This is a genomic window from Enterobacter cloacae complex sp. 372C4 (assembly GCF_050030615.1).
GTDB classification, from domain to species: domain Bacteria; phylum Pseudomonadota; class Gammaproteobacteria; order Enterobacterales; family Enterobacteriaceae; genus Enterobacter; species Enterobacter intestinihominis.
Genome location: NZ_JBLGUQ010000001.1, coordinates 2117277 through 2138577, shown reverse-complemented (window position 1 = coordinate 2138577; position 21301 = coordinate 2117277). Strand labels below are relative to the sequence as shown.

Here is a 21301-nt window from a genome sequence, read left to right as displayed (position 1 = left end):
GTAAAAAAAGCCTCAAAATGGCCTGAGAACAGCCTTGCCCCCGCGCTTTCTTTGATCTTCTGCGGCTATTTTATCGATTCAGCTGTAGTAAAATTACGCAAATTTTTTGTCTCTTGAGCATGAGGATGTCGCAATGTCGGTTTCTAAAAAACCTATGGTACTGGTGATTCTGGATGGCTATGGCTACCGTGAAGATCAACAGGATAACGCCATTTTCAACGCCAAAACCCCGGTTATGGATGCGCTATGGGCAAAACGTCCCCACACCCTGATTGATGCGTCTGGTCTGGAAGTCGGCCTGCCGGATCGTCAGATGGGCAACTCTGAAGTGGGTCACGTTAACCTGGGCGCAGGCCGTATCGTTTATCAGGACCTGACGCGCCTGGACGTTGAAATCAAAGAACGTACATTCTTTGCCAACCCAACGCTCACCGGAGCGGTAGATAAAGCCGTTGCCGCAGGCAAGGCCGTGCACATTATGGGCCTGCTCTCTGCAGGCGGCGTGCACAGCCACGAAGATCACATCATGGCGATGGTAGAGCTGGCCGCTGAGCGCGGTGCGGAAAAAATCTATCTGCACGCCTTCCTGGATGGTCGCGATACGCCGCCACGCAGCGCAAAAGGTTCTCTGAAAGCCTTTGAAGATAAATTTGCCGCACTGGGCAAAGGCCGCGTGGCATCCATCGTTGGTCGTTACTATGCCATGGACCGCGACAACCGCTGGGACCGCGTTGAGCAAGCCTATGATCTGCTGACCCTGGCAAAAGGCGAGTTCCAGTTCCCGACCGCCGTTGAAGGCCTGGAAGCGGCTTACGCGCGTGATGAAAACGACGAATTTGTGAAGGCAACCGTGATCCGCGCTGAAGGCCAGGCCGATGCCGCTATGGAAGATGGCGATGCGCTGATCTTCATGAACTTCCGTGCTGACCGCGCGCGCGAAATCACCCGCGCCTTCGTCAACAGCGATTTCGACGGTTTCGCCCGTAAGAAAGTGGCGAAGATCGATTTCATCCAGTTGACCGAGTATGCAGCGGATATCAAAGCCCCATGCGCGTATCCACCCGCTTCCCTGGAAAATACCTTCGGCGAGTGGATGGCGAAAAACGATAAAACGCAGCTGCGCATCTCCGAAACTGAGAAGTATGCGCACGTGACCTTCTTCTTTAACGGGGGCGTAGAAGAGCCGTTTAAAGGCGAAGACCGCATCCTGATTAACTCGCCGAAAGTCGCCACTTACGATCTCCAGCCAGAAATGAGCTCTGCGGAGCTGACCGAAAAACTGGTGACCGCGATCGAAAGCGGTAAATACGACACCATCATCTGTAACTATCCGAATGGCGACATGGTGGGCCACACCGGCGTGATGGAAGCTGCCGTTAAAGCGGTTGAAGCGCTGGACCACTGCGTTGAGCAGGTCGCGAAAGCGGTTGAATCCGTGGGCGGCCAGCTGCTGATCACCGCTGACCACGGTAACGCAGAACAGATGCGTGACCCGGCAACCGGTCAGGCGCATACTGCCCATACCAACCTGCCTGTTCCACTGATTTATGTAGGTGATAAGTCAGTGAAAGCAGTGGAAGGCGGCAAGCTTTCCGACATCGCGCCAACCATGTTGTCGCTGATGGGTATGGAAATCCCTGAAGAGATGACTGGCAAGCCGCTGTTCATCGTGGAATAATCGCTCCCCATGAGGGGAAAGGCGATTTTTTCAATCACATGGGTCGTGAAGCCGTTTCGGTTATCAGTCAGACCTCTGCTTTGCGCCAGCGCACTCAGCGCTGGCGTATTGCTGTGCGCCGCATCTGCCCACGCGGATGACCGCGACCAGCTCAAATCCATTCAGGCCGATATCGCCGCCAAAGAGCGTGTGGTACGCCAGCAGCAGCAGCAGCGCTCTGCCCTGCTTGCCCAGCTTAAAAAGCAGGAAGAGGCTATTTCCGCCGCCGCGCGTAAGCTGCGTGAAACACAAAACACCCTTGCCCAGCTTAATAAGCAAATCGATGAAATGAACGCATCGATTGCGAAACTGGAGCGTCAGCGCGATGCCCAGGAGCGGAACCTTGCTGCACAGCTTGATGCCGCTTTCCGCCAGGGTGAGCACACAGGCCTTCAGTTGATCCTCAGCGGTGAAGAGAGCCAGCGCGGTCAGCGTTTACAGGCCTATTTCGGCTATCTCAACCAGGCTCGTCAGGAGACCATTGCGCAGCTGAAACAGACGCGCGAAGAAGTCACCACGCAAAAAGCCGAGCTGGAAGAGAAGCAGAGCCAGCAGCAAACGCTGCTCTACGATCAGCAGGCGCAGCAGGAGAAGCTTGAGCAGGCGCGCAATGAGCGTAAGAAGACGCTCGCCGGGCTGGAGTCCTCTATCCAGGCAGGACAAAGCCAGCTGAGCGAAATGCGCGCCAACGAATCCAGACTGCGTAACAGCATTGCCCGGGCAGAAGCCGCGGCCAAAGCGCGCGCCGAAAAAGAAGCGCGCGAAGCGCAGGCGGTGCGTAATAAGCAGCAGGAAGCCTCCCGGAAAGGCACCACCTACAAACCGACTGAAAATGAACGTTCCCTGATGTCGCGTACCGGCGGCCTCGGCTCCCCGCGTGGTCAGGCTTACTGGCCCGTTCGCGGTACGATCCTGCATCGCTATGGCGAACAGTTGCAGGGTGAGCTACGTTGGAAGGGGATCGTTATCGGTGCGTCTGAAGGTAGCGAAGTGAAAGCCATCGCCGATGGCCGCGTGATCCTGGCCGACTGGCTACAGGGTTACGGGCTCGTGGTGGTGGTCGAGCACGGTAAAGGCGACATGAGTCTTTACGGCTACAACCAGAGCGCGCTGGTCAGCGTTGGCACTCAGGTGCGCGCGGGTCAACCCATTGCCCTTGTGGGCAGCAGTGGCGGTCAGGGCCGCCCGTCACTCTATTTCGAAATTCGTCGTCAGGGTCAGGCGGTCAATCCACAGCCGTGGTTGGGAAGATAAGTTTTGCTTCAATTTCGTCGAATTGTTTTTTCCGTCGTCAGCGCACTGGCGCTGGCTGCACCGGTTTATGCAGGCAAACTCGCGATTGTGATTGATGACTTCGGTTATCGACCACACTATGAAAATCAGGTGCTGGCGATGCCGTCAGCCATCTCTGTCGCCGTCCTGCCGAATGCACCTCACGCGCATGAAATGGCGACCAAAGCGCACAATGGCGGCCATCAGGTCCTCATCCATCTGCCGATGGCCCCTCTCAGCAAGCAGCCGCTGGAAAAAGATACCCTGCGTCCGGACATGAGCAGCGACGAGATCGATCGCATCATCCGCGATGCGTACAATAAAGTGCCGTATGCCGTGGGTCTGAATAACCATATGGGCAGCGCGATGACCTCCAGCCTGTACGGTATGCTGAAAGTGATGCAGGCCCTGGAGCGTTACAATCTCTATTTCCTCGACAGCATGACCATCGGCAATAGCCAGGCGATGCGTGCCGCTCAGGGGACGGGTGTAAAAGTCATCAAGCGCAAAGTCTTCCTGGACGACTCCCAGAACGAAGCGGATATCCGCGTGCAGTTCAACCGCGCGGTACAGCTGGCGCGCCGTAACGGTTCGGCGATTGCCATTGGGCATCCGCATCCGTCTACCGTTCGCGTTTTGCAGCAAATGTTGCCGGGCTTACCCGCCGATATCACGCTGGTGCGTCCGAGCGATCTGCTCAATGAACCTCAGGTGGATACTTCCCGTCCGGGTAGCGCGCAACCACCCACAACGCAGCCGCGTAATCCATTCCGCGGCGTGAAGAACTGCTCGCTGAAACAGCCGCCTGAACCGGTCTATGCAACCCGCTTCTTCACGGTGATTGGCGAAAGCATCAGCAGCAGTACGCTGGTTAAATACGTCCAGCAACAGTGGCAGGGTTGGGGAAAAAAAGCCTGATCGGCTAACGCCTATTCTGCCAGATAAGAGTCCGACTGCTCTTTTGCAACGGACTCTTTCTTTTCTCGATCCTGATACCAGGCCTTGAAATACTTCAAAAAACTGTACGCCGTGGCATAAAACCCTGTCACCACACCCACTTTGCCCTGACGCCACGCACCGCTAAACAGATACCATTTGAAAAATGCGCCGATAGCGCTGATCGCGCCGCGACCAAGAGAGGGACGTATCGTCTGATATTGAACCAGGCGAGTGGTATATCCGTTTAATTTATTGAAAAGTTCATGCAGTGAATAAAACGTATCATGTCTGACATAGCCAGGAATACGTTCAGAACGGAGAAAACCTTCAACCTGATCGTCTACTGGCCGGTTATTAAATCGCGACTGCGTACGGTTAAAAAGACGCACCGGGTAATCCGGAGATGAGACTGGATAAATCGTTCGGACATTTTCTCCCAGAACAAACCAGTGACGACATATCCGCCACGCCATATCCGGTTCGGGTTCATCGCCCATTTTTAATTTTAAAATAGCACCAACGGTTTCTTGATCGAGTATTTCGTCACTGTCCATGCACAGCACCCAGTCGTTGTGCGCATGGGATACGACATGATTCATCTGCTCGCCGTGCCAGCTATATTTTTTGAATATGGGCGACAATCCATAACTCTGGCAAATATATATCGTTGCGTCTGTACTGCCGGAATCAACTACAACGAATTCATCCGCTATTTTTAAAAGAGGAGGAATAACATCGTGCAACGTTCTTTCGGAGTTAAACGTTAATAAGCAAACCGTTATTTTAAACATATTCTCACTCTCTCAAAAACAACATAAAATTTTTGCGCTAATACTATCGAATTGAGAAGAGGCGATTAAAGTCTTAAATCGCACTTTTAAAATAAGCGCGTTTAAAACCTTTCCTTATAAAAAGACAAAGAAATACAAAAAATCTATTTTATTTCAGTAAATTCTTTATAATGCGGTCAGATGAAGGGTAGCATACGGATTCAGACATGCCGCAAAAACGTAAAATCCTCCTCCTGGACACAGGCAAAGAATGGGGGGGAGGTACCAACAGTATGCTTGAGCTTCTGAAGCGAATCAACCGCGACAAATTCGACATTACCTGTTGTTTTTACAGTGATTATAGTCGTGCTGAAGGTCAAACGATAGGCCAGGTGCTCAACAGCATTGGGATCCCATTACTCGTTATCCCTCAACGTAAGCAACCGGCATGGGCAAAACTCCTGAAAGAAGCGGGACGTGGTCTGCTGTTTTTCTCGCGTTCGGCGCGCAAAGCATTTACGCGGCATATTGATACCCTGTGGCGTATCCGGCCCAACGTCAGCAAGATCGAGACCATTTTCAGGGAAGGTGGATTCGATACGCTGTATATGAACAACCAGCCAGGCTCTAATGAAGAAGGGTATCTGGCGGGCGCAAACCTGCGTGCACGGATAATCCAGCACTGCCGGATTGAACCAGTGCTGACCCCGCCGCTGGTGAAGCTGGTGAATGCCCATGCCACAAAAATCATTGCCGTCTCGCACGGCGTTGAACGCGTGCTACTTCAGCATGGCGTCCGGCCAGAGCTGTGTACCACGGTCAACAATGCCATCGACATCCATCAGCCTTTGCCGGACCGATGCGCGATGCGCCAGCGACTGAATATTGAAGACGATACGTTTGTATTCGGCAGCATTGGCTCGTTAATCCCTCGTAAGGCCAACCACCACACGCTGGAGGCGCTGGCACAGTTCAGCCAGAGACACCCGCAGGCAAAATGGAAAATGGTGCTGGTCGGTGAAGGGGCTGAACGCGGCGCGCTGGCTGCACAAGCTGATGCATCAGGTATTGCTGAGCACGTCATTTTTACCGGTTTCCAGAACACGCCTTTTGACTATCTCGCCACTTTTGACGCGTTCATTCTGGCCTCGCAGAGCGAAGGCTTGCCCCGCGTCGTGCTGGAAGCAATGCTGCTCAACATCCCCGTGATTGGTTCAAAAGTGACCGGCACGGCAGAATTGATCGACCATGAGTCGACCGGGCTGCTGTTCCCCTGGAGCGACGTGTCGCAACTTGCTCAACATCTGGATAATATCTGGCAGGATCCTGCTCTGCGCGCCCGGCTCGCCGCAGCCGCGCACCAGAATGTCTGCAACATGTATGCCATTGAAAGCTATGTTAACGGTGTCGAGGCCGTTCTTGGCGCGCAATAACCAAACGAGAAGAACATGTTTAAATTCCTGAATGCTCGCTACCGCCACATTACCGGGCGTCATAACATTCCTTACGCTTCCCTTCCGGTCACGCGCGATCTCGTTGCGGTTGATTCCATTGTGATCCCGTGTACGGGCGCGGATTTCGTCGAAGAGGCGTTATTGTCAGCGACCTTTGCAGAGCGTTATGCCTCTGACGTCAGCGAGATTGTTATCGTCAGCGATCAGCCTGAATCCGCTTTCGGCGAACTGCCGCCAAAAACCCGCGTTGTTACCCTCACGCTTCCAAAACGTGAAGAAGGTTACCGCTATAAGCAGATCTACCTCAGTCGTCTGGTGAAGCTTAACGCTCCGTTGCAGGCGCGCGGTGAAGGTGTGCTGATGATCGACTCCGATCTCAACCTGCTTAAAATGCCAGAGATCAACATGGCGGATATGCACATCTACTCCAGCTTCCGTCAGGGCAAAATGATTGCCAAGCTGGACGGCGCGCCAGCGGAGAAAGTGCCGGCGTATTACAAAGAAACGGTGCGCCCGTATCTGGTCGATCATGTTAACGGCGCGTTTCTTGCCGCCACCAAAAAGACCTGGCGCCGTATCTGCCCGCTGTGGCTGACGCTGTTCCAGGATACCTGGGAGCTGATGGACGATACGCAGCCGCCGACCGATCAGCTGCCGCTCGCTGCGCTGTTGGACATGCTGGATGTCAAAACGGTTAACCTGGGCGACTGGATGAACTGGCCGGTCTCCAAGAAGATCGGCGGACAGGAAGCCGTTGTGCCGAAAGAGGTGATTGGCGCGCACGGCGGTTTCCCGCTTTCCGAATGGCAGAAGTATCTGGAATCACCGGATAATAAGCTGCTGTTCAAAGGTCAGGATTACACCCGCAAGGTGCGTTACCTGACGGACGAAGAGAAAAAGAATCAGTAAAAAAGGGGCCTCAGGCCCCTTTTTGATTACTTATCCCAGCTCAGGATCACTTTCCCTGACTGGCCGGAACGCATTGCGTCGAAGCCCTGCTGGAACTCATCGATGGAGAAACGGTGAGTGATAATCGGGGACAGATCCAGACCGGACTGGATCAGCGCAGCCATCTTGTACCAGGTTTCGAACATCTCGCGGCCATAAATGCCCTTAATGAACAGCCCCTTGAAGATGACTTTGTTCCAGTCGATGGACATATCTGACGGCGGAATACCCAGCATCGCGATTCGGCCACCGTGGTTCATAGTGTCGAGCATGGTGCGGAACGCCGGTGGCGCGCCGGACATCTCCAGACCCACGTCAAAGCCTTCGGTCATGCCCAGCTCTTCCATCACGTCTGTCAGGCTCTCTTTCGAGACATCCACCGCGCGGGTGACGCCCATTTTGCGCGCCAGCGACAGGCGGTATTCGTTCACGTCGGTGATCACCACGTTGCGCGCACCCACATGCTTCGCCACGGCTGCCGCCATAATGCCGATTGGGCCCGCGCCGGAGACCAGCACGTCTTCACCCACCAGGTCGAAGGAGAGCGCCGTGTGTACCGCGTTGCCGAACGGGTCGAAGATGGAGGCCAGGTCGTCAGAGATATTGTCCGGGATTTTGAACGCGTTAAACGCCGGGATCACCAGGTATTCCGCGAAGCATCCCGGACGGTTCACGCCCACGCCGACGGTGTTGCGGCACAGGTGCGTACGTCCGCCGCGACAGTTGCGGCAGTGTCCGCAGGTAATGTGGCCTTCACCGGAGACGCGGTCGCCAATGTTGAAGCCTTTCACTTCCTGGCCAATGCCGACCACTTCGCCGACATATTCGTGGCCGACAACCATTGGCACGGGAATGGTTTTTTGCGACCACTGGTCCCAGTTGTAGATGTGAACGTCAGTACCGCAGATGGCGGTTTTACGAATTTTGATCAGCAGATCGTTATGACCGACTTCCGGCTCCGGCACGTCGGTCATCCAAATCCCTTCTTCCGCTTTCAGTTTGGATAACGCTTTCATCACACGTCCTCAGGCAATTACGCCCAGCTGTTTGCCGATGCGGGTAAAGGCTTCCACCGCACGTTCAATTTGTTCAGGCGAGTGCGCCGCAGACATCTGGGTGCGGATACGCGCCTGACCTTTTGGTACCACCGGGAAGAAGAACCCGGTCACGTAAATCCCTTCTTTCTGAAGCTCACGAGCAAATTTCTGCGCGACAACCGCGTCGCCCAGCATCACCGGAATGATCGCATGGTCAGCGCCGGCCAGGGTGAATCCTGCGGCACTCATTTTTTCACGGAACAGGCGGGCGTTAGCCCACAGGCGGTCGCGCAGCTCAGCACCGGATTCCACCATCTCCAGCACTTTAATAGAGGCGGCCACAATCGCCGGCGCCAGGGAGTTGGAGAACAGGTACGGGCGGGAGCGCTGACGCAGCCACTCAACCACCTCTTTGCGCGCAGCAGTGTAGCCGCCAGACGCGCCACCAAGCGCTTTGCCCAGCGTACCGGTGATGATATCTACGCGGCCCATTACGTCGCAGTATTCGTGGGAGCCGCGGCCATTTTCGCCGACAAAGCCAACCGCGTGAGAGTCATCCACCATCACCAGCGCGTCGTATTTATCCGCCAGATCGCACACGCCTTTCAGGTTGGCGATCACGCCGTCCATGGAGAACACGCCGTCGGTGGCGATCAGCACGTGGCGGGCACCGGCTTCACGGGCCTCTTTCAGGCGGGCTTCCAGCTCAACCATGTCGTTGTTGGCGTAGCGGAAACGCTTCGCTTTGCACAGGCGTACACCGTCGATGATGGAGGCGTGGTTCAGGGCGTCGGAGATAATCGCGTCTTCTGCACCGAGCAGGGTCTCAAACAGACCGCCGTTGGCGTCGAAGCAGGAGGAGTACAGAATCGCGTCTTCCATTCCGAGGAAGTTCGCCAGCTTTTGCTCAAGCTGCTTGTGGCTGTCCTGGGTACCGCAGATAAAGCGAACGGAGGCCATGCCGAAGCCGTGGGTATCCATGCCGTTTTTCGCCGCGGCAATCAGCTCAGGGTGATTCGCAAGACCTAAATAGTTGTTCGCGCAAAAGTTGATCACATGGCTGCCGTCGGCAACGGTGATGTCCGCCTGCTGGGCAGACGTGATAATACGCTCTTCTTTGAACAACCCTTCCGCACGTGCGGTGTCGAGGTCGCTGTTTAACTGTTTATAAAAATCACCACGCATTGCAATTCTCCAGACTCGGCAAATTTTGGCACATATTACCCAAACCAATAGTTCATGACGAGATGACGCCGTATCTCTTCTCGTTTTTGCAGCATAAATCACGTGTACCCCTGCTGCATATCGGTGAATGGCTGAAGACCGGGCATTGTGATGATATGATAAAGAGATTAGCGTTCGGGATGTTCCCCGGACTCCACACTTCAAAGGTTACAGTTATGATCATCGTTACCGGCGGCGCGGGCTTTATCGGCAGCAATATTGTTAAGGCCCTCAATGACAAAGGCATCACCGACATCCTGGTGGTGGACAACCTGAAAGACGGCACCAAGTTCGTAAACCTGGTGGATCTGAACATCGCTGACTACATGGATAAAGAAGACTTTCTTATCCAGATTATGGCGGGTGAAGAGTTCGGCGAGATCGAAGCCATCTTCCACGAAGGGGCCTGTTCCTCCACCACCGAGTGGGACGGCAAGTACATGATGGACAACAACTATCAGTACTCCAAAGAGATCCTGCACTACTGCCTGGAGCGTGAAATTCCGTTCCTGTACGCCTCTTCCGCGGCAACCTACGGTGGACGCACTTCAGATTTCATCGAATCCCGCGAGTATGAGCAGCCGCTGAACGTTTACGGTTACTCCAAATTCCTGTTTGATGAGTACGTGCGTCAGATCCTCCCAGAAGCCAACTCTCAGATTGTCGGCTTCCGCTACTTCAACGTCTACGGACCGCGCGAAGGCCACAAAGGCAGCATGGCGAGCGTGGCGTTCCACCTGAACACCCAGTTAAATAACGGCGAAAGTCCGAAACTGTTCGAAGGCAGCGACGGCTTTAAGCGTGACTTCGTCTACGTAGGCGACGTGGCGGCAGTGAACCTGTGGTTCCTGGAAAACGGCGTGTCCGGCATTTTCAACCTGGGCACAGGCCGCGCGGAATCCTTCCAGGCGGTGGCAGACGCGACGCTGGCTTACCATAAGAAAGGCAGCATCGAGTACATTCCGTTCCCGGATAAGCTGAAAGGCCGCTACCAGGCATTCACCCAGGCGGACCTGACTAACCTGCGCGCCGCAGGCTACGACAAGCCGTTCAAGACCGTTGCCGAAGGCGTAACGGAATATATGGCCTGGCTGAACCGTGACCGCGATATAAATTCACAAAATCATTCGAGCGGTATCAAGGCGGCAACTAAGTGAATCTCCGGGAGCTTACAAAAGTAAGTGACTGGAGTGAACGCAGGCAGCCAACGCAGAGACAGCTTGAAGGATGAAGTGAATGAAAATACTGGTGATCGGCCCGTCCTGGGTGGGCGACATGATGATGTCGCAAAGTCTCTATCGCACGCTCAAGGCGCGTTATCCCCAGGCGATAATCGACGTGATGGCACCCGCATGGTGCCGTCCGCTGTTATCGCGTATGCCGGAAGTGAACGAGGCGATCCCGATGCCGCTCGGCCACGGGGCGCTGGAAATCGGTGAACGCCGCAAACTCGGCCATAGCCTGCGCGAGAAACGCTATGATCGCGCATATGTCCTGCCAAACTCCTTCAAATCCGCTCTTGTGCCCTTCTTTGCGGGCATCCCGCACCGTACCGGGTGGCGCGGTGAAATGCGCTACGGCCTGCTGAACGATGCCCGTGTGCTGGATAAAGAGGCCTGGCCGCTGATGGTAGAACGCTACGTGGCGCTGGCCTACGACAAAGGCGTGATGCGCAGCGCGAAAGATCTGCCGCAGCCGCTACTGTGGCCGCAGCTCCAGGTAAGCGACGGGGAGAAATCCCACACCTGTAACGCGTTTGGCATTTCGTCCGAACGCCCGATGATTGGCTTCTGCCCCGGCGCGGAGTTTGGTCCGGCAAAACGCTGGCCGCACTATCACTACGCAGAGCTGGCGAAACAGCTGATCGACGAAGGCTATCAAATTGTGCTGTTTGGCTCGGCGAAAGATCACGAGGCGGGCAATGAAATTCTCGCCACGCTCAGCACCGAGCAACAGGCCTGGTGCCGAAACCTGGCCGGGGAAACGCAGCTCGAGCAGGCGGTTATTTTGATTGCCGCCTGTAAAGCCGTTGTCAGCAACGACTCTGGCCTGATGCACGTCGCCGCCGCGCTGGATCGTCCGCTGGTGGCGCTGTATGGCCCGAGCAGCCCGGACTTCACGCCGCCGCTGTCGCACAAAGCGCGCGTAATTCGCCTGATCACCGGCTACCACAAGGTACGTAAAGGTGATGCCGCAGAAGGCTACCATCAGAGCCTGATCGACATTACGCCGCAGCGCGTTCTCGAAGAGCTCAACGAACTTCTGTTGAGCGAAGAAGGATAACGAATGCGGGTATTGATCGTTAAAACCTCTTCGATGGGCGATGTGCTGCATACGCTGCCGTCACTGACGGACGCGATGCGGGCCATTCCCGGCATTCGTTTTGACTGGGTGGTGGAAGAAGGCTTCGCGCAGATCCCCACCTGGCACGAAGCGGTTGACCGCGTGATCCCGGTGGCCATTCGCCGCTGGCGCAAAGCATGGTTCTCCGCACCGATTAAAGCCGAACGTAAAGCCTTCCGCGAAGCGGTGCAGGCCCGGCGTTACGACGCGATCGTTGACGCTCAGGGCCTGGTGAAAAGCGCCGCGCTGGTCACGCGTCTGGCGCACGGCGTAAAGCACGGCATGGACTGGCAAACCGCCCGCGAACCGCTGGCGAGCCTGTTCTATAATCGTCGCCACCATATTGCGAAGCAGCAGCACGCCGTGGAACGTACCCGCGAGCTGTTCGCGAAAAGCCTGGGCTATGCAAAACCTGAAGCCCAGGGTGACTACGCTATTGCACAGCATTTTTTGCGCGAGACGGAGGAGCATGCTGAACCGTATCTGGTGTTCCTGCATGCCACAACGCGCGACGATAAGCACTGGCCGGAAACGCACTGGAGAAGGCTGATTGAACTAATGCAACCTTGCGGTATCCATATTAAACTCCCGTGGGGTGCAGAACATGAGCGGCAGCGTGCGGAACGTCTGGCAGCAGGCTTTTCCCACGTTGAGGTGTTACCCAAACTCACGCTGGCGCAGGTTGCCGCACAGCTGGCGGGCGCTAACGCCGTCGTTTCTGTGGATACAGGGTTAAGCCATTTAACCGCCGCACTGGATCGTCCTAATATCACGATTTTCGGCCCGACCGATCCGGGGTTGATCGGGGGTTACGGTAAAAACCAGCATCAGATGGTCAGCCCTACGCAACAAACGAAGGATATTAGCGCAGATGCTATTTTTTCATTTTTACAGGGCAGCCATCGGCTTTCCAACAGGGATATTTAACCCATGAGTTATGTATTTCTGCTGATTTTACTCTTTCCGGTGAAACTCCTCCGGAAGCTGTTTCGAAAAGACACGGGCAAAAACCTTGTCATTCAGACAGCCAAAATCGGTGACTTTATTAATGCGACACCTCTACTGGCATATCTGCAAAAAAGCGATGTGTTGGTCAGTCGCAGCGTTGGTGCGCTGGCGAAGCATGATGAGACTATCGAGCAGATCTATTTTATTGAGCAGCATAAGCGCAACCTGTGGCGTAAACTGTGCTTCGCGTGCAGGATCATGAACCGCTACGACAACGTCTACCTGCTACAACCCAACAGCGTGAACCTCTTTTTTGCCGCCGTCTGCAATGCTAAAAACAAACAATTTTTAACCATTTACACGCGCAGGTGGTATCACGGGATTTTCTATCTTGCGGCTGACGGTACCGTTGAGCATGGCAAAAAAACGCTTTCGGTGACGAACTACCTGAAACTGGCCGACCGCGCACTCACATGGCAAGACTCTCCCAAGCACGCCACAAAGCCGCTCTTTAAACCGACGACCTGGCCGGCCACTCTTGATAAACCTGACGTTATCCGCATCGGCATCAGTATTGCGGCGGGCAATAAAGCCAAAACCGTTCCTCCGGTTATCTGGAAGCGGATTGTTGATCAACTCGCTGATTTACCCTGCGAGTTTTATGTCTTCGGCGCGCCAAATGAACAGTCGTGGATGGACGATATCACCCGCCTTTACGGTGAAATCCCTAATTTTATCAATCTTATTGGCAAAATTTCGCTGGAAGAGCTTCCCTGGGCCATTTCTAAGATGGACTGTTATATCGCGTCTGACTCGGGGAATGTGTATATCGCAGACGCCGTTGGCGTTCCGGTAGTCCTGCTGTTTGGTCCGTGTTGTCACTATGAACAACGTCCGCTTGGCAATGTGTTGCTGATCGGGAATGACGACAACATTTGTTCTTATGTGTTTGAAACGCGCTATTACTTCCCGCAAGAACGGGAAGCACTATTCTCTGTCACTGACTCCGCGTTACACGATCTTCAGCAGTTTATCCGTACATTACCCAAAGCCCGCTCACTGGCTAGCGCTACCGACGCTCAAGGAAACTAATTTTTATGGCTTTTTTAAGCGTCATTATTGCTGCGCATAACGCTGAAGCTACGCTGCATGCCACGCTTTCAAGCCTGCTGGCAGCCACCGTTCAAGACACTGAAATTATTATTTTTAATGACAGTTCTGAGGATACCACGCAGGCAATAATTGAAGAGTGGTCACCTAAATTTCCTCAGATCATAACGCGCACCGTGAACTTTCGTAACGTCGGCCGGGTACGAAACAGTGCTGTCGCACTGGCATCCGGTGAATATATTACGATGCTCGACAGTGACGATTGCTTAAAGCCGGGCAGCCTCAGGGACGCAATTACCTTTCTGAAAGCGCAACGTCCGGATATGTTACTGACACGTTTGCTTGAGATTCGCGATCCCCGGAAAATGACTTCAGACTGGCAGGGATTCAATCCTGTGCCATTGTCACAACATGAAGCAGTCGCTCGTTTCTTACGCCATAAAGACTTTCAGGCGCATCTCATTGGCCAGTTTATTCATCGTAGCCTGTACGAAAGCAACCCTATTCCTCCAATGTTATGTTATGAGGATTTCGCTGTCTTCCCCGGAATGTTGATGCAGTCGAGCAAAATAGTCTATCAACGCCAGGGGCATTATTATTACGTCAAGCGTCGCGACAGTTTGTCGAGCAGTCTGGACGCCAGCAAAATTTCAACGCTTGTCGAATGCACGTTACAGATGGAAAGAACATTTCCGTCAAGCTACAGGCATCTTGTCAATTGCCACTGGTTTGATATTTACAGCAACCATCGGTCCTGTCTTACAGACCAACAATTGCAACTCGTGAAACAACGCGTAAAGGCCATGTACACATTGTCTTTTTTCCTGTCCACCGATGTTCGTTTTAGCTACAAAAAAAGGGTTATTGAGGCGTTATGGAAAAAATAAAACCACGGCTATATCAACTGACGATTGCTTTGAGCCTCATCTCTTTGATGCTGGCATTAGTCAGTTCAGGGAAGCAAAGAGAGTTTTTCTATATTGCTATTTACGTCAGTATTATTGGCCTGGCTTTCGAATATAAAAAAATCACTCTTCGACCTTTTACTATAGCGCTGCCCATTTTGCTGATTGGGTTACTTAACCTCGGCTGGTACTTAATCTATGAGTATCATAACGAGGGACTCAATCTTTACAGCGACTATCTAGGCGCCAGCAAAAAGTTAATTTTAGCGAGTATCCTGATTTTCTATATTGACCGCTTTAAGTTTTACATTGATAAAGACAACTTCAGGAAATTTTTCTTCTACGCAGCGGCCTTAGGGTTTGTGCTCGCCACAGGATATGGCTTGTGGCAGGCCTCGCAAGGTATGACTCGCGTTGAGATGGCAATTAACCGTGCCACCGTTTCAGCCTATGTTTATTCTGTCCTGTCACTGGCTTTCGTATACAGTCTTTACCTTCAGCAGAACGTGAAGCTGTATGTTGTCGCGGGTTTCACTATATTAATCTCTTACTTCGTCATACTGTTGACGGGTACCCGTGCTGCGATGGGTTTATATCTGCTTCTGGCGATAGTGCTCACGCTATATCATTTCAGAAAAATTCATCTCAAATCCACTCTCATCTTTTTATGCATTGTGGCCGGCATTGTCGTCGTAAGCTACAAGCCGTTGATTGCACCGAAAATAACGCAAACCCAAATTGAAGTTGAGAAATATCAGCAAGGCTATGACCGCACGTCACTGGGCGCACGTTTTTCGATGTGGACTGTCGGGATCGAGAATGGTCTTGCACATCCGTTGGGGCAATCACTTGAAGAGCGTGAAACGTGGACACGGCAGTATATAAAAGACGGTCATCCACATCTTGCTACCGCGCTCGTGTACATCAAAGTCCACCTGCATAATGAATTTATAGAGAAATATTCATTGCAGGGGATCCCCGGCGTGGCGGTTATGCTCTTTTTCTTCGTTTCGATGATTGTGTATGCCCTACGAAACAGAAACGCACTGCTGCTAACCTCGATGCTACTTTTGCTTTTGTATGGACTGACGGATGTCATACTGCTCAGTTCAGAAGCCTTAATCTTCTTTATGGTTTTGTTTGCATTAAGTACACCTTTCACCCAAACAAAGCAGCATTAACAAATATGCCCGCCTGGCGGGCATAACTATTTTTTGTACTGGTAAAACTCCGCCAGCGTCATCCCCACGGTCTTATCTGATAACCAGGTAAAGAGCTGCTCCAGATCCTGATAAAGCCCCTCAATCGCGGCCTCGTCTTTAAAAGTAGGGCTCCCGCCAGGCATAAATTCCGACGAATGCAGCATGAACTCTACGTAGTCATTTCCCTGAGACAGGCACTGCTGCGCCACCTTAATCATCTCCTCCGCGTTACCGCCGGCCGGGCGTAACCAGTTAACTGACGGAGAACGGTATTTACCGCGCAGACGATCGTAACCCTGCTTCAGGGAATTCAGCCATGCCGGGTGTTTATACTGGATGCTCATTGGCACTTCGAGGAGAAGGCTGTTTCCCGGCCGGGAAATGTCGTCTACGTCCAAAAAGTAGGCGCGATCGGGAAAATGCTGGTAATTCGTTCCGCCATTACCCTGTGGGGCACCTTTCGCGTTGCGCCAGTTCACGCGCGGCGTAACGGAACAATCTACCTGATACCCCAGCTCAATCAGTAACCGGGCGTAACGGCTGTCGAATGCCCAGCGCCCGGCGCGATGGCTGAGCATTTTTGTCTGGAAGGTCTCTTCCAGTAGGCGGGTCATGAACAGCACTTTCTCACGCATGACCTCGTCTGAAAACTCAATCAGATAAGGCTGCCAGCGCCAGTCATCACCGGTCAGATCGTGCTCCGGAGGGCTGTTCCAGGCATGGAGATGCATTCCTACCTCGCCCTGCCCCCGGGCTATGACCTCTTTCGCGAACTCAATGAACACCGGTTCGACGGCCATCTCGTAGTTGGTGAGCCAGACAGGCTTAAAGCCGAAACGCTCGCAAAGCGTCTGAAACCGCGCCAGGTAGCGCGCGTTTTCCGTTTTGATGACCCGGTGGTTCTGCCAGAGATTATCCCCTTCGGTATCGATCGTGATGATAAACGCTGGTTTTTTCATAATGAGTCCGCAAGACAAAATAGTTAGCGCTATGTTACGCACGCCCGAAAGCAGGAGTAAACCCTTCCAGGGAAATTCCTGACATTATGGAGAAAGAGTGCAAGTCGTTACCAGGTCTATTAGAATTGCCAACAGTACAACGCCGATAAGATGATGATGAATAACTTACCTGACACGCCTGATTTGCGCATTTTACTGATTAAACTTCGCCATCATGGTGACATGTTACTCACCACCCCCGTCATCAATTCATTGCGCCAGAAATGGCCTGAAGCCCAAATCGACGTGCTTCTCTATGAAGAGACGCGAGACATGCTCGCCGCGCATCCGGCAATCGGTACGATCTATGGTATCGATCGTAAATGGAAGCAGCTGGGGACGCTGAAGCACCTGCAAAAAGAGTGGCAGTTGCTTCGTGCTTTACGCGCTCAGCATTATCATCTGGTGATCAATCTTGCCGATCAGTGGCGCAGCGCGATTGTTACCCGCTTCACCGGCGCACCGGTTCGGCTCGGGTTCGCTTTTAACAAGCGCAATAATGCCTTCTGGCGTTTTTGTCACAGTGAACTGGTCTCAGTCGCCAGCCATCAGTCGCTGCACACCGTTGAACAAAACCTGTCCATACTGAAACCATTACCCGTTGCCGCCAGACCCGCCGTCACCATGGCTTACAGCGCGGATGACTGGCACCATGCTCATCACAAGCTGACACAAAAGGGCGTGGGGGAACGCTATATCGTTATTCAACCCACTTCACGCTGGTTCTTTAAGTGCTGGGACGAAGGCAAAATGGCGCAAACTATCGCCGCGTTGCAGCAGGACGGCCACACTATCGTCCTTACGGCGGGACCGGATAAGAAAGAGCTGGCGATGATTGACCGCATTCTTGCCGCCTCCCCGCAGACGGGTGTTGTATCGCTGGCAGGGCAGTTAACCCTGCGCCAGCTGGCCTCGCTTATCGATCACGCAGCCCTGTTCATTGGCGTTGACTCCGTCCCCATGCACATGGCCGCCGCCCTTCAGACGCCCTGCGTGGCGCTGTTTGGCCCGTCAAAATTGACGTTCTGGTCGCCATGGCAGGTTAACGGCGAGGTCATCTGGGCTGGTAACTACGGCCCGCTTCCCAACCCTGATGCCATTGATACAAAAACGACGGAACGTTATCTCGACGCCATCCCCGTTGATGCTGTCGTCTCCGCCGCAAGGAGATACCTGCAATGAAGCTTCATCGTCTGGCCATTGTGCGCCAAAAATATCGGCCGGATGGGGGAGCAGAACGTTTTGTCTCCAGGGCACTCACCGCGCTGAGCAATCAAAATCTTGAGCTCAACGTCATCACCCGCGAGTGGCAGGGCGAAAAGCAGGACGACTGGCATATTCATATTTGCGATCCACGAAAGTGGGGCCGCATCAGCCGTGAACGCGGCTTTGCGCACGCCGCGCGCGCGCTGTGGCAGCAACAGCAGTTTGATATTGTACAGAGCCACGAACGTATTCCGGGCTGCGATATTTACCGCGCCGGAGATGGTGTACATCGACGCTGGCTGCTACAGCGTACGCGTATTCTTCCCGCCTGGCGCGCGAAGCTGCTCATGCACGATCGCTATCACCGCTACGTGATGAACGCCGAACGTGAAATGTACCAGGCTCCCGAGTTGAAAGCCGTTATCTGTAATGCGGAGATGATCAAGCGCGAAATCGTCGAAGACTTTGATATTGACGCAAAAAAGATACATGTGATTTATAATTCAATAGATTCCCGCCGCTTCGTTCCGGCAGAAGAGAGGCAGCGCGCTGTACTGCGTAAGCAATTTGGCTTACCCGCTGATGCCGTCATTTTCTGCTTCGTGGGTTCAGGGTTTGAACGCAAGGGGCTGGCAAGCGCTATTCAGGCTATAGCAGGAACATCGGCGTGGCTGGTTGTGGTCGGTCAGGATAAAGCGGAAAGCCGTTATCGCGACCTCGCCCGTTCATTAGGCTGTGAGGGGCAAATCCGTTTCCTGGGGATGCAAAAAGAGACGCTGCCATTTTATCAGCTTTCTGATGGTTTACTGCTGCCGACGCTGTATGATCCTTTCCCTAACGTCATACTTGAAGCAATGGCCTGTGGATTGCCCGTCATTACGTCAGAGAGTTGCGGTGGTTCAGAATTTATTGAGCAAGGCCAGAACGGGTTTTACTGTGATGCACTTGATATCCACACATTGAAGGAGGCCGTCATGTCCATCCCTTCACTGGAAAAAAATAACAATATGGGGCTTGCGGCGCGTGAACGCGTTAGAGAAGCAACCCCTGAAAAACTATCAAGTCAGCTTATTTCGCTTTATCAAAAATTACTGGATTAATAATGCGCATCCTAATGATTATTGATGGTTTACCCGGTGGAGGAGCCGAAAAAACGGTTCTCACCCTCTCCAGCGGACTGACAGAACTGGGGCATCAGGTCACCCTTTTCTCCTTACGGAAGGTGTGCGACTACGCCATTCCGGAAGGCATCGATTTTCAGGTCGTGCAGGATACCTGTAAAAAACCCTGGCGGAAGCTGACCGAGATCCCGCGTCGCGCCCGTTTGCTGGATCGCGCCATTGAGCAGGCAGAACGCAGCGGTAAATTTGACGTCGTCTTCTCGCATCTGCATAAAACCGACCGTATCGTGGCGCACAGCCGCGTGCTGGATCGCGATAAGGTCTGGTTTTGCGTACACGGGATGTTCTCCTTCTCCTATTTGCGCCATCGCAGCGGGCTTTCTCGCTGGTTTAAGCATTATAAAATTCGTCATACCTATGAAAACCGCAACGTGGTGGCGGTATCCGGCGCCGTGCTGCACGATCTGTCTGAAGTACTCGCGATCCCCCTGCGGCGCAAAGCGGTTATCCATAACCCGTTTGATATCCCTGAAATTCAGCGTCTGGCGGAAGCGCCCTTTGAGATGCAGGGGCAGAATTACATTATCCACGTTGGCCGTTTTCATGAGCACAAACGTCACGACCGGCTGCTGCGGGCGTTTGCGATGAGCAAGATTGACGCATCGCTGGTGTTGATGGGCAAAGGCTCTGACGTGAAAATTAACCAGCTCAAACAGCTTGCCGCTAAGCTGGGAATTGAAAACAAGATCGTCTTCCGCCCGTTTGAAACCAATCCTTATCCGTGGATCAAAGGTGCACGCCTTTTAGTGTTAAGTTCCGACTGCGAAGGTTTTGGTAATGTACTGGTAGAGTCCATTATCTGTCAGACCCCTCCGGTGAGTACAAACTGCCCTGGCGGCCCTGCTGAGATCCTTACTGGCCCTCTGGCGCGTGGTCTGACCGCGTTAACCGACGAATCACTGGCGAAAACACTGGCAGAACTGTATGCCTCTCCGCCGGTTGTTGATCGCGAAACGATCGCATCGTTCGGTATCAACGCCATTTGCCAGCAATACATTGCTTTGGTCGACAACCAAAAATAATCAGGTTTCATATGCAAAATTCAGCGCCTTTATTAAGCGTGGTGGTTGCCGTTTATAACGGTGAAGCTTTTCTCGATCAGTTCTTTACCTGCCTTGTAAATCAACACATCGACAGTATGGAAGTCATCATCGTGAATGACGGCTCCACTGACCGCTCGATGCAGATTGTCGAAAAATGGCGCGAACAGCTGCCACAGATGCAGGTCATTGAACAACCTAATCAGGGCGTGTCCATCGCGCGTAATACCGGCCTGGCCGTTGCGACCGGCCAATATCTCTCTTTCCCGGATATTGATGATGTCTTCAAACCCGGCATGTACCAGCGTCTGCTGGATATGGCCGTCACGCAGAACCTGGATGTCGCCACCTGCAATGGCAACTACGTCTGGGAAAATAACAAAAAACCGTCTCGCCCTATCTTCCCTGAAGATAAGCTCGCCTCAACGAGCGTCATGAATGGCGCGGCATGGTTAAAAAAGGCGCTGGATTCACGTAAGTTCCTGCATGTGACCTGGCTGAATATCTATCGTCACGATTTTATTCGTCAGCACGGCTTTCGTTTCGAGCCTGGCCTGCGCCATCAGGATATCCCGTGGACGACTGAGGTGCTGCTTGCTGCGGAACGCGTTCAGTACACCAGCGAACGCTTTTACGACTACTACATTCACTCCGCCTCGGTATCGCACACCCCGGATAATGACGACACGCTGATTCGCTCAGCGCGCCATTACATGAAGATCCTGAAGATGCTTGATGCCATTAACCAGCGCTACCCGGATAAAGTGAAAAATATCCCGGCCTGTCACTGGCAAATCGCCAAAGAGGGTCTGGGAATTATTCATACCTTCGACAACATGAAGGATGAAGCGAAGAAATCAATGATAATCAAAGAGTTCTTCGAAACCGGGATCTGGAAGCTCATCTGGAAAAGTGCCAAAAGCCCGCGTTTGCGCTGGCGCCTGGGCCGACGCTACTTCCGTTTAAAACGGTATCTGGCATAAGAGATAGCTTTAGCACGCTTAAAT

The 21301-nt window shown here is 53.3% G+C and carries 19 protein-coding genes; 15 read left to right on the top strand and 4 right to left on the bottom strand.

From position 1 onward, the window contains the following. The first annotated feature begins 133 nt into the window (after positions 1-133). From gpmM to ACQG11_RS10285, 3 genes are read left to right on the top strand one after another with little or no spacing between them, the layout of a single operon-like run. Positions 134-1678 (top strand): 2,3-bisphosphoglycerate-independent phosphoglycerate mutase, encoded by a 1545-nt coding sequence (gene gpmM / locus ACQG11_RS10295; protein WP_048966556.1) that lies wholly within the window; start codon positions 134-136, stop codon positions 1676-1678. A 33-nt stretch (positions 1679-1711) separates the two neighbouring features. Continuing rightward, positions 1712-2971 carry a murein hydrolase activator EnvC gene (gene envC, locus ACQG11_RS10290; RefSeq protein WP_230259580.1) on the top strand — a complete coding sequence of 420 codons (1260 nt, stop codon included), beginning with the start codon at positions 1712-1714 and terminating at the stop codon, positions 2969-2971. Between the two features lie 3 nt (positions 2972-2974). Further along, on the top strand, positions 2975-3907 hold the full coding sequence (locus tag ACQG11_RS10285; protein ID WP_063150581.1) for a divergent polysaccharide deacetylase family protein: 933 nt from the start codon (positions 2975-2977) through the stop codon (positions 3905-3907). Between the two features lie 11 nt (positions 3908-3918). Here ACQG11_RS10285 and ACQG11_RS10280 read toward each other — a convergent pair whose 3' ends face one another. Further along, positions 3919-4719, bottom strand: a complete 801-nt coding sequence (locus ACQG11_RS10280; protein ID WP_063148221.1) for a glycosyltransferase family 2 protein — start codon at positions 4717-4719, stop codon at positions 3919-3921. 206 nt (positions 4720-4925) lie between these two features. Here ACQG11_RS10280 and ACQG11_RS10275 point away from each other — a divergent pair, with 206 nt between their 5' ends. Beyond that, on the top strand, positions 4926-6131 hold the full coding sequence (locus ACQG11_RS10275; protein WP_022646636.1) for a glycosyltransferase: 1206 nt from the start codon (positions 4926-4928) through the stop codon (positions 6129-6131). Positions 6132-6146: 15 nt separating this feature from the next. After that, a complete protein-coding gene (locus ACQG11_RS10270) occupies positions 6147-7061 on the top strand; it encodes a hypothetical protein (RefSeq protein ID WP_023305215.1) in 915 nt (304 codons plus the stop codon). Between the two features lie 26 nt (positions 7062-7087). Here the strand turns inward: ACQG11_RS10270 and tdh are convergent, their stop codons facing one another. Both tdh and kbl read right to left on the bottom strand, forming a co-directional pair. After that, the gene (tdh, locus tag ACQG11_RS10265; RefSeq protein ID WP_017383610.1) at positions 7088-8116 is read right to left on the bottom strand and encodes an L-threonine 3-dehydrogenase; all 1029 of its coding nucleotides are present in this window, start codon (positions 8114-8116) and stop codon (positions 7088-7090) included. Positions 8117-8125: 9 nt separating this feature from the next. Beyond that, on the bottom strand, positions 8126-9322 hold the full coding sequence (kbl, locus tag ACQG11_RS10260; protein WP_015570030.1) for a glycine C-acetyltransferase: 1197 nt from the start codon (positions 9320-9322) through the stop codon (positions 8126-8128). 215 nt (positions 9323-9537) lie between these two features. Here kbl and rfaD point away from each other — a divergent pair, with 215 nt between their 5' ends. The 6 genes from rfaD to ACQG11_RS10230 all read left to right on the top strand — a co-directional run bounded on the left by rfaD (position 9538) and on the right by ACQG11_RS10230 (position 15848). Next, on the top strand, positions 9538-10518 hold the full coding sequence (gene rfaD, locus ACQG11_RS10255) for an ADP-glyceromanno-heptose 6-epimerase (protein WP_022646634.1): 981 nt from the start codon (positions 9538-9540) through the stop codon (positions 10516-10518). Between the two features lie 79 nt (positions 10519-10597). Then, the gene (gene rfaF / locus ACQG11_RS10250; RefSeq protein ID WP_023305214.1) at positions 10598-11644 is read left to right on the top strand and encodes an ADP-heptose--LPS heptosyltransferase RfaF; all 1047 of its coding nucleotides are present in this window, start codon (positions 10598-10600) and stop codon (positions 11642-11644) included. Between the two features lie 3 nt (positions 11645-11647). Next, positions 11648-12631, top strand: a complete 984-nt coding sequence (gene rfaC / locus ACQG11_RS10245; RefSeq protein WP_022646632.1) for a lipopolysaccharide heptosyltransferase RfaC — start codon at positions 11648-11650, stop codon at positions 12629-12631. Between the two features lie 3 nt (positions 12632-12634). Continuing rightward, positions 12635-13744, top strand: coding sequence for a glycosyltransferase family 9 protein (locus tag ACQG11_RS10240; protein ID WP_023299027.1), 1110 nt, complete (start codon positions 12635-12637; stop codon positions 13742-13744). Between the two features lie 5 nt (positions 13745-13749). Further along, positions 13750-14649: a glycosyltransferase family 2 protein gene (locus ACQG11_RS10235; RefSeq protein ID WP_023305212.1), complete on the top strand. Its 900-nt coding sequence runs from the start codon at positions 13750-13752 to the stop codon at positions 14647-14649. After that, positions 14637-15848 carry an O-antigen ligase family protein gene (locus ACQG11_RS10230; protein WP_023299026.1) on the top strand — a complete coding sequence of 404 codons (1212 nt, stop codon included), beginning with the start codon at positions 14637-14639 and terminating at the stop codon, positions 15846-15848. Before ACQG11_RS10235 ends, ACQG11_RS10230 begins: the two co-directional genes overlap by 13 nt. Positions 15849-15874: 26 nt before the next feature. Here ACQG11_RS10230 and ACQG11_RS10225 read toward each other — a convergent pair whose 3' ends face one another. Further along, on the bottom strand, positions 15875-16828 hold the full coding sequence (locus ACQG11_RS10225) for a polysaccharide deacetylase family protein (RefSeq protein WP_023299025.1): 954 nt from the start codon (positions 16826-16828) through the stop codon (positions 15875-15877). A gap of 150 nt (positions 16829-16978) precedes the next feature. Between ACQG11_RS10225 and rfaQ the strand changes: the two genes are divergently transcribed. From rfaQ to ACQG11_RS10205, 4 genes are read left to right on the top strand one after another with little or no spacing between them, the layout of a single operon-like run. Beyond that, on the top strand, positions 16979-18049 hold the full coding sequence (rfaQ, locus tag ACQG11_RS10220; RefSeq protein ID WP_074142833.1) for a putative lipopolysaccharide heptosyltransferase III: 1071 nt from the start codon (positions 16979-16981) through the stop codon (positions 18047-18049). Beyond that, positions 18046-19173 (top strand): glycosyltransferase family 4 protein, encoded by a 1128-nt coding sequence (locus ACQG11_RS10215; protein ID WP_023299023.1) that lies wholly within the window; start codon positions 18046-18048, stop codon positions 19171-19173. The genes rfaQ and ACQG11_RS10215 overlap by 4 nt, the downstream gene beginning before the upstream one ends. Positions 19174-19175: 2 nt before the next feature. Next, positions 19176-20276 (top strand): glycosyltransferase, encoded by a 1101-nt coding sequence (locus tag ACQG11_RS10210; protein ID WP_046621790.1) that lies wholly within the window; start codon positions 19176-19178, stop codon positions 20274-20276. Positions 20277-20287: 11 nt separating this feature from the next. Beyond that, on the top strand, positions 20288-21277 hold the full coding sequence (locus tag ACQG11_RS10205; protein WP_426728349.1) for a glycosyltransferase: 990 nt from the start codon (positions 20288-20290) through the stop codon (positions 21275-21277). Positions 21278-21301: the final 24 nt, after the last annotated feature.

Excerpts from the sequence above, each read along its gene's own strand:
- ACQG11_RS10230 (WP_023299026.1), top strand. The coding sequence starts at position 14,637 with ATGGAAAAAATAAAACCACGGCTATATCAACTGACGATTGCTTTGAGC.
- ACQG11_RS10215 (WP_023299023.1), top strand. The coding sequence starts at position 18,046 with ATGAAGCTTCATCGTCTGGCCATTGTGCGCCAAAAATATCGGCCGGAT.
- rfaD (WP_022646634.1), top strand. The coding sequence starts at position 9,538 with ATGATCATCGTTACCGGCGGCGCGGGCTTTATCGGCAGCAATATTGTT.
- ACQG11_RS10210 (WP_046621790.1), top strand. The coding sequence starts at position 19,176 with ATGCGCATCCTAATGATTATTGATGGTTTACCCGGTGGAGGAGCCGAA.
- rfaF (WP_023305214.1), top strand. The coding sequence starts at position 10,598 with ATGAAAATACTGGTGATCGGCCCGTCCTGGGTGGGCGACATGATGATG.
- rfaQ (WP_074142833.1), top strand. The coding sequence starts at position 16,979 with ATGATGATGAATAACTTACCTGACACGCCTGATTTGCGCATTTTACTG.
- ACQG11_RS10235 (WP_023305212.1), top strand. The coding sequence starts at position 13,750 with ATGGCTTTTTTAAGCGTCATTATTGCTGCGCATAACGCTGAAGCTACG.
- ACQG11_RS10270 (WP_023305215.1), top strand. The coding sequence starts at position 6,147 with ATGTTTAAATTCCTGAATGCTCGCTACCGCCACATTACCGGGCGTCAT.
- gpmM (WP_048966556.1), top strand. The coding sequence starts at position 134 with ATGTCGGTTTCTAAAAAACCTATGGTACTGGTGATTCTGGATGGCTAT.
- kbl (WP_015570030.1), bottom strand. The coding sequence starts at position 9,322 with ATGCGTGGTGATTTTTATAAACAGTTAAACAGCGACCTCGACACCGCA.
- rfaC (WP_022646632.1), top strand. The coding sequence starts at position 11,648 with ATGCGGGTATTGATCGTTAAAACCTCTTCGATGGGCGATGTGCTGCAT.
- ACQG11_RS10275 (WP_022646636.1), top strand. The coding sequence starts at position 4,926 with ATGCCGCAAAAACGTAAAATCCTCCTCCTGGACACAGGCAAAGAATGG.
- ACQG11_RS10205 (WP_426728349.1), top strand. The coding sequence starts at position 20,288 with ATGCAAAATTCAGCGCCTTTATTAAGCGTGGTGGTTGCCGTTTATAAC.
- tdh (WP_017383610.1), bottom strand. The coding sequence starts at position 8,116 with ATGAAAGCGTTATCCAAACTGAAAGCGGAAGAAGGGATTTGGATGACC.
- ACQG11_RS10225 (WP_023299025.1), bottom strand. The coding sequence starts at position 16,828 with ATGAAAAAACCAGCGTTTATCATCACGATCGATACCGAAGGGGATAAT.
- ACQG11_RS10280 (WP_063148221.1), bottom strand. The coding sequence starts at position 4,719 with ATGTTTAAAATAACGGTTTGCTTATTAACGTTTAACTCCGAAAGAACG.
- ACQG11_RS10240 (WP_023299027.1), top strand. The coding sequence starts at position 12,635 with ATGAGTTATGTATTTCTGCTGATTTTACTCTTTCCGGTGAAACTCCTC.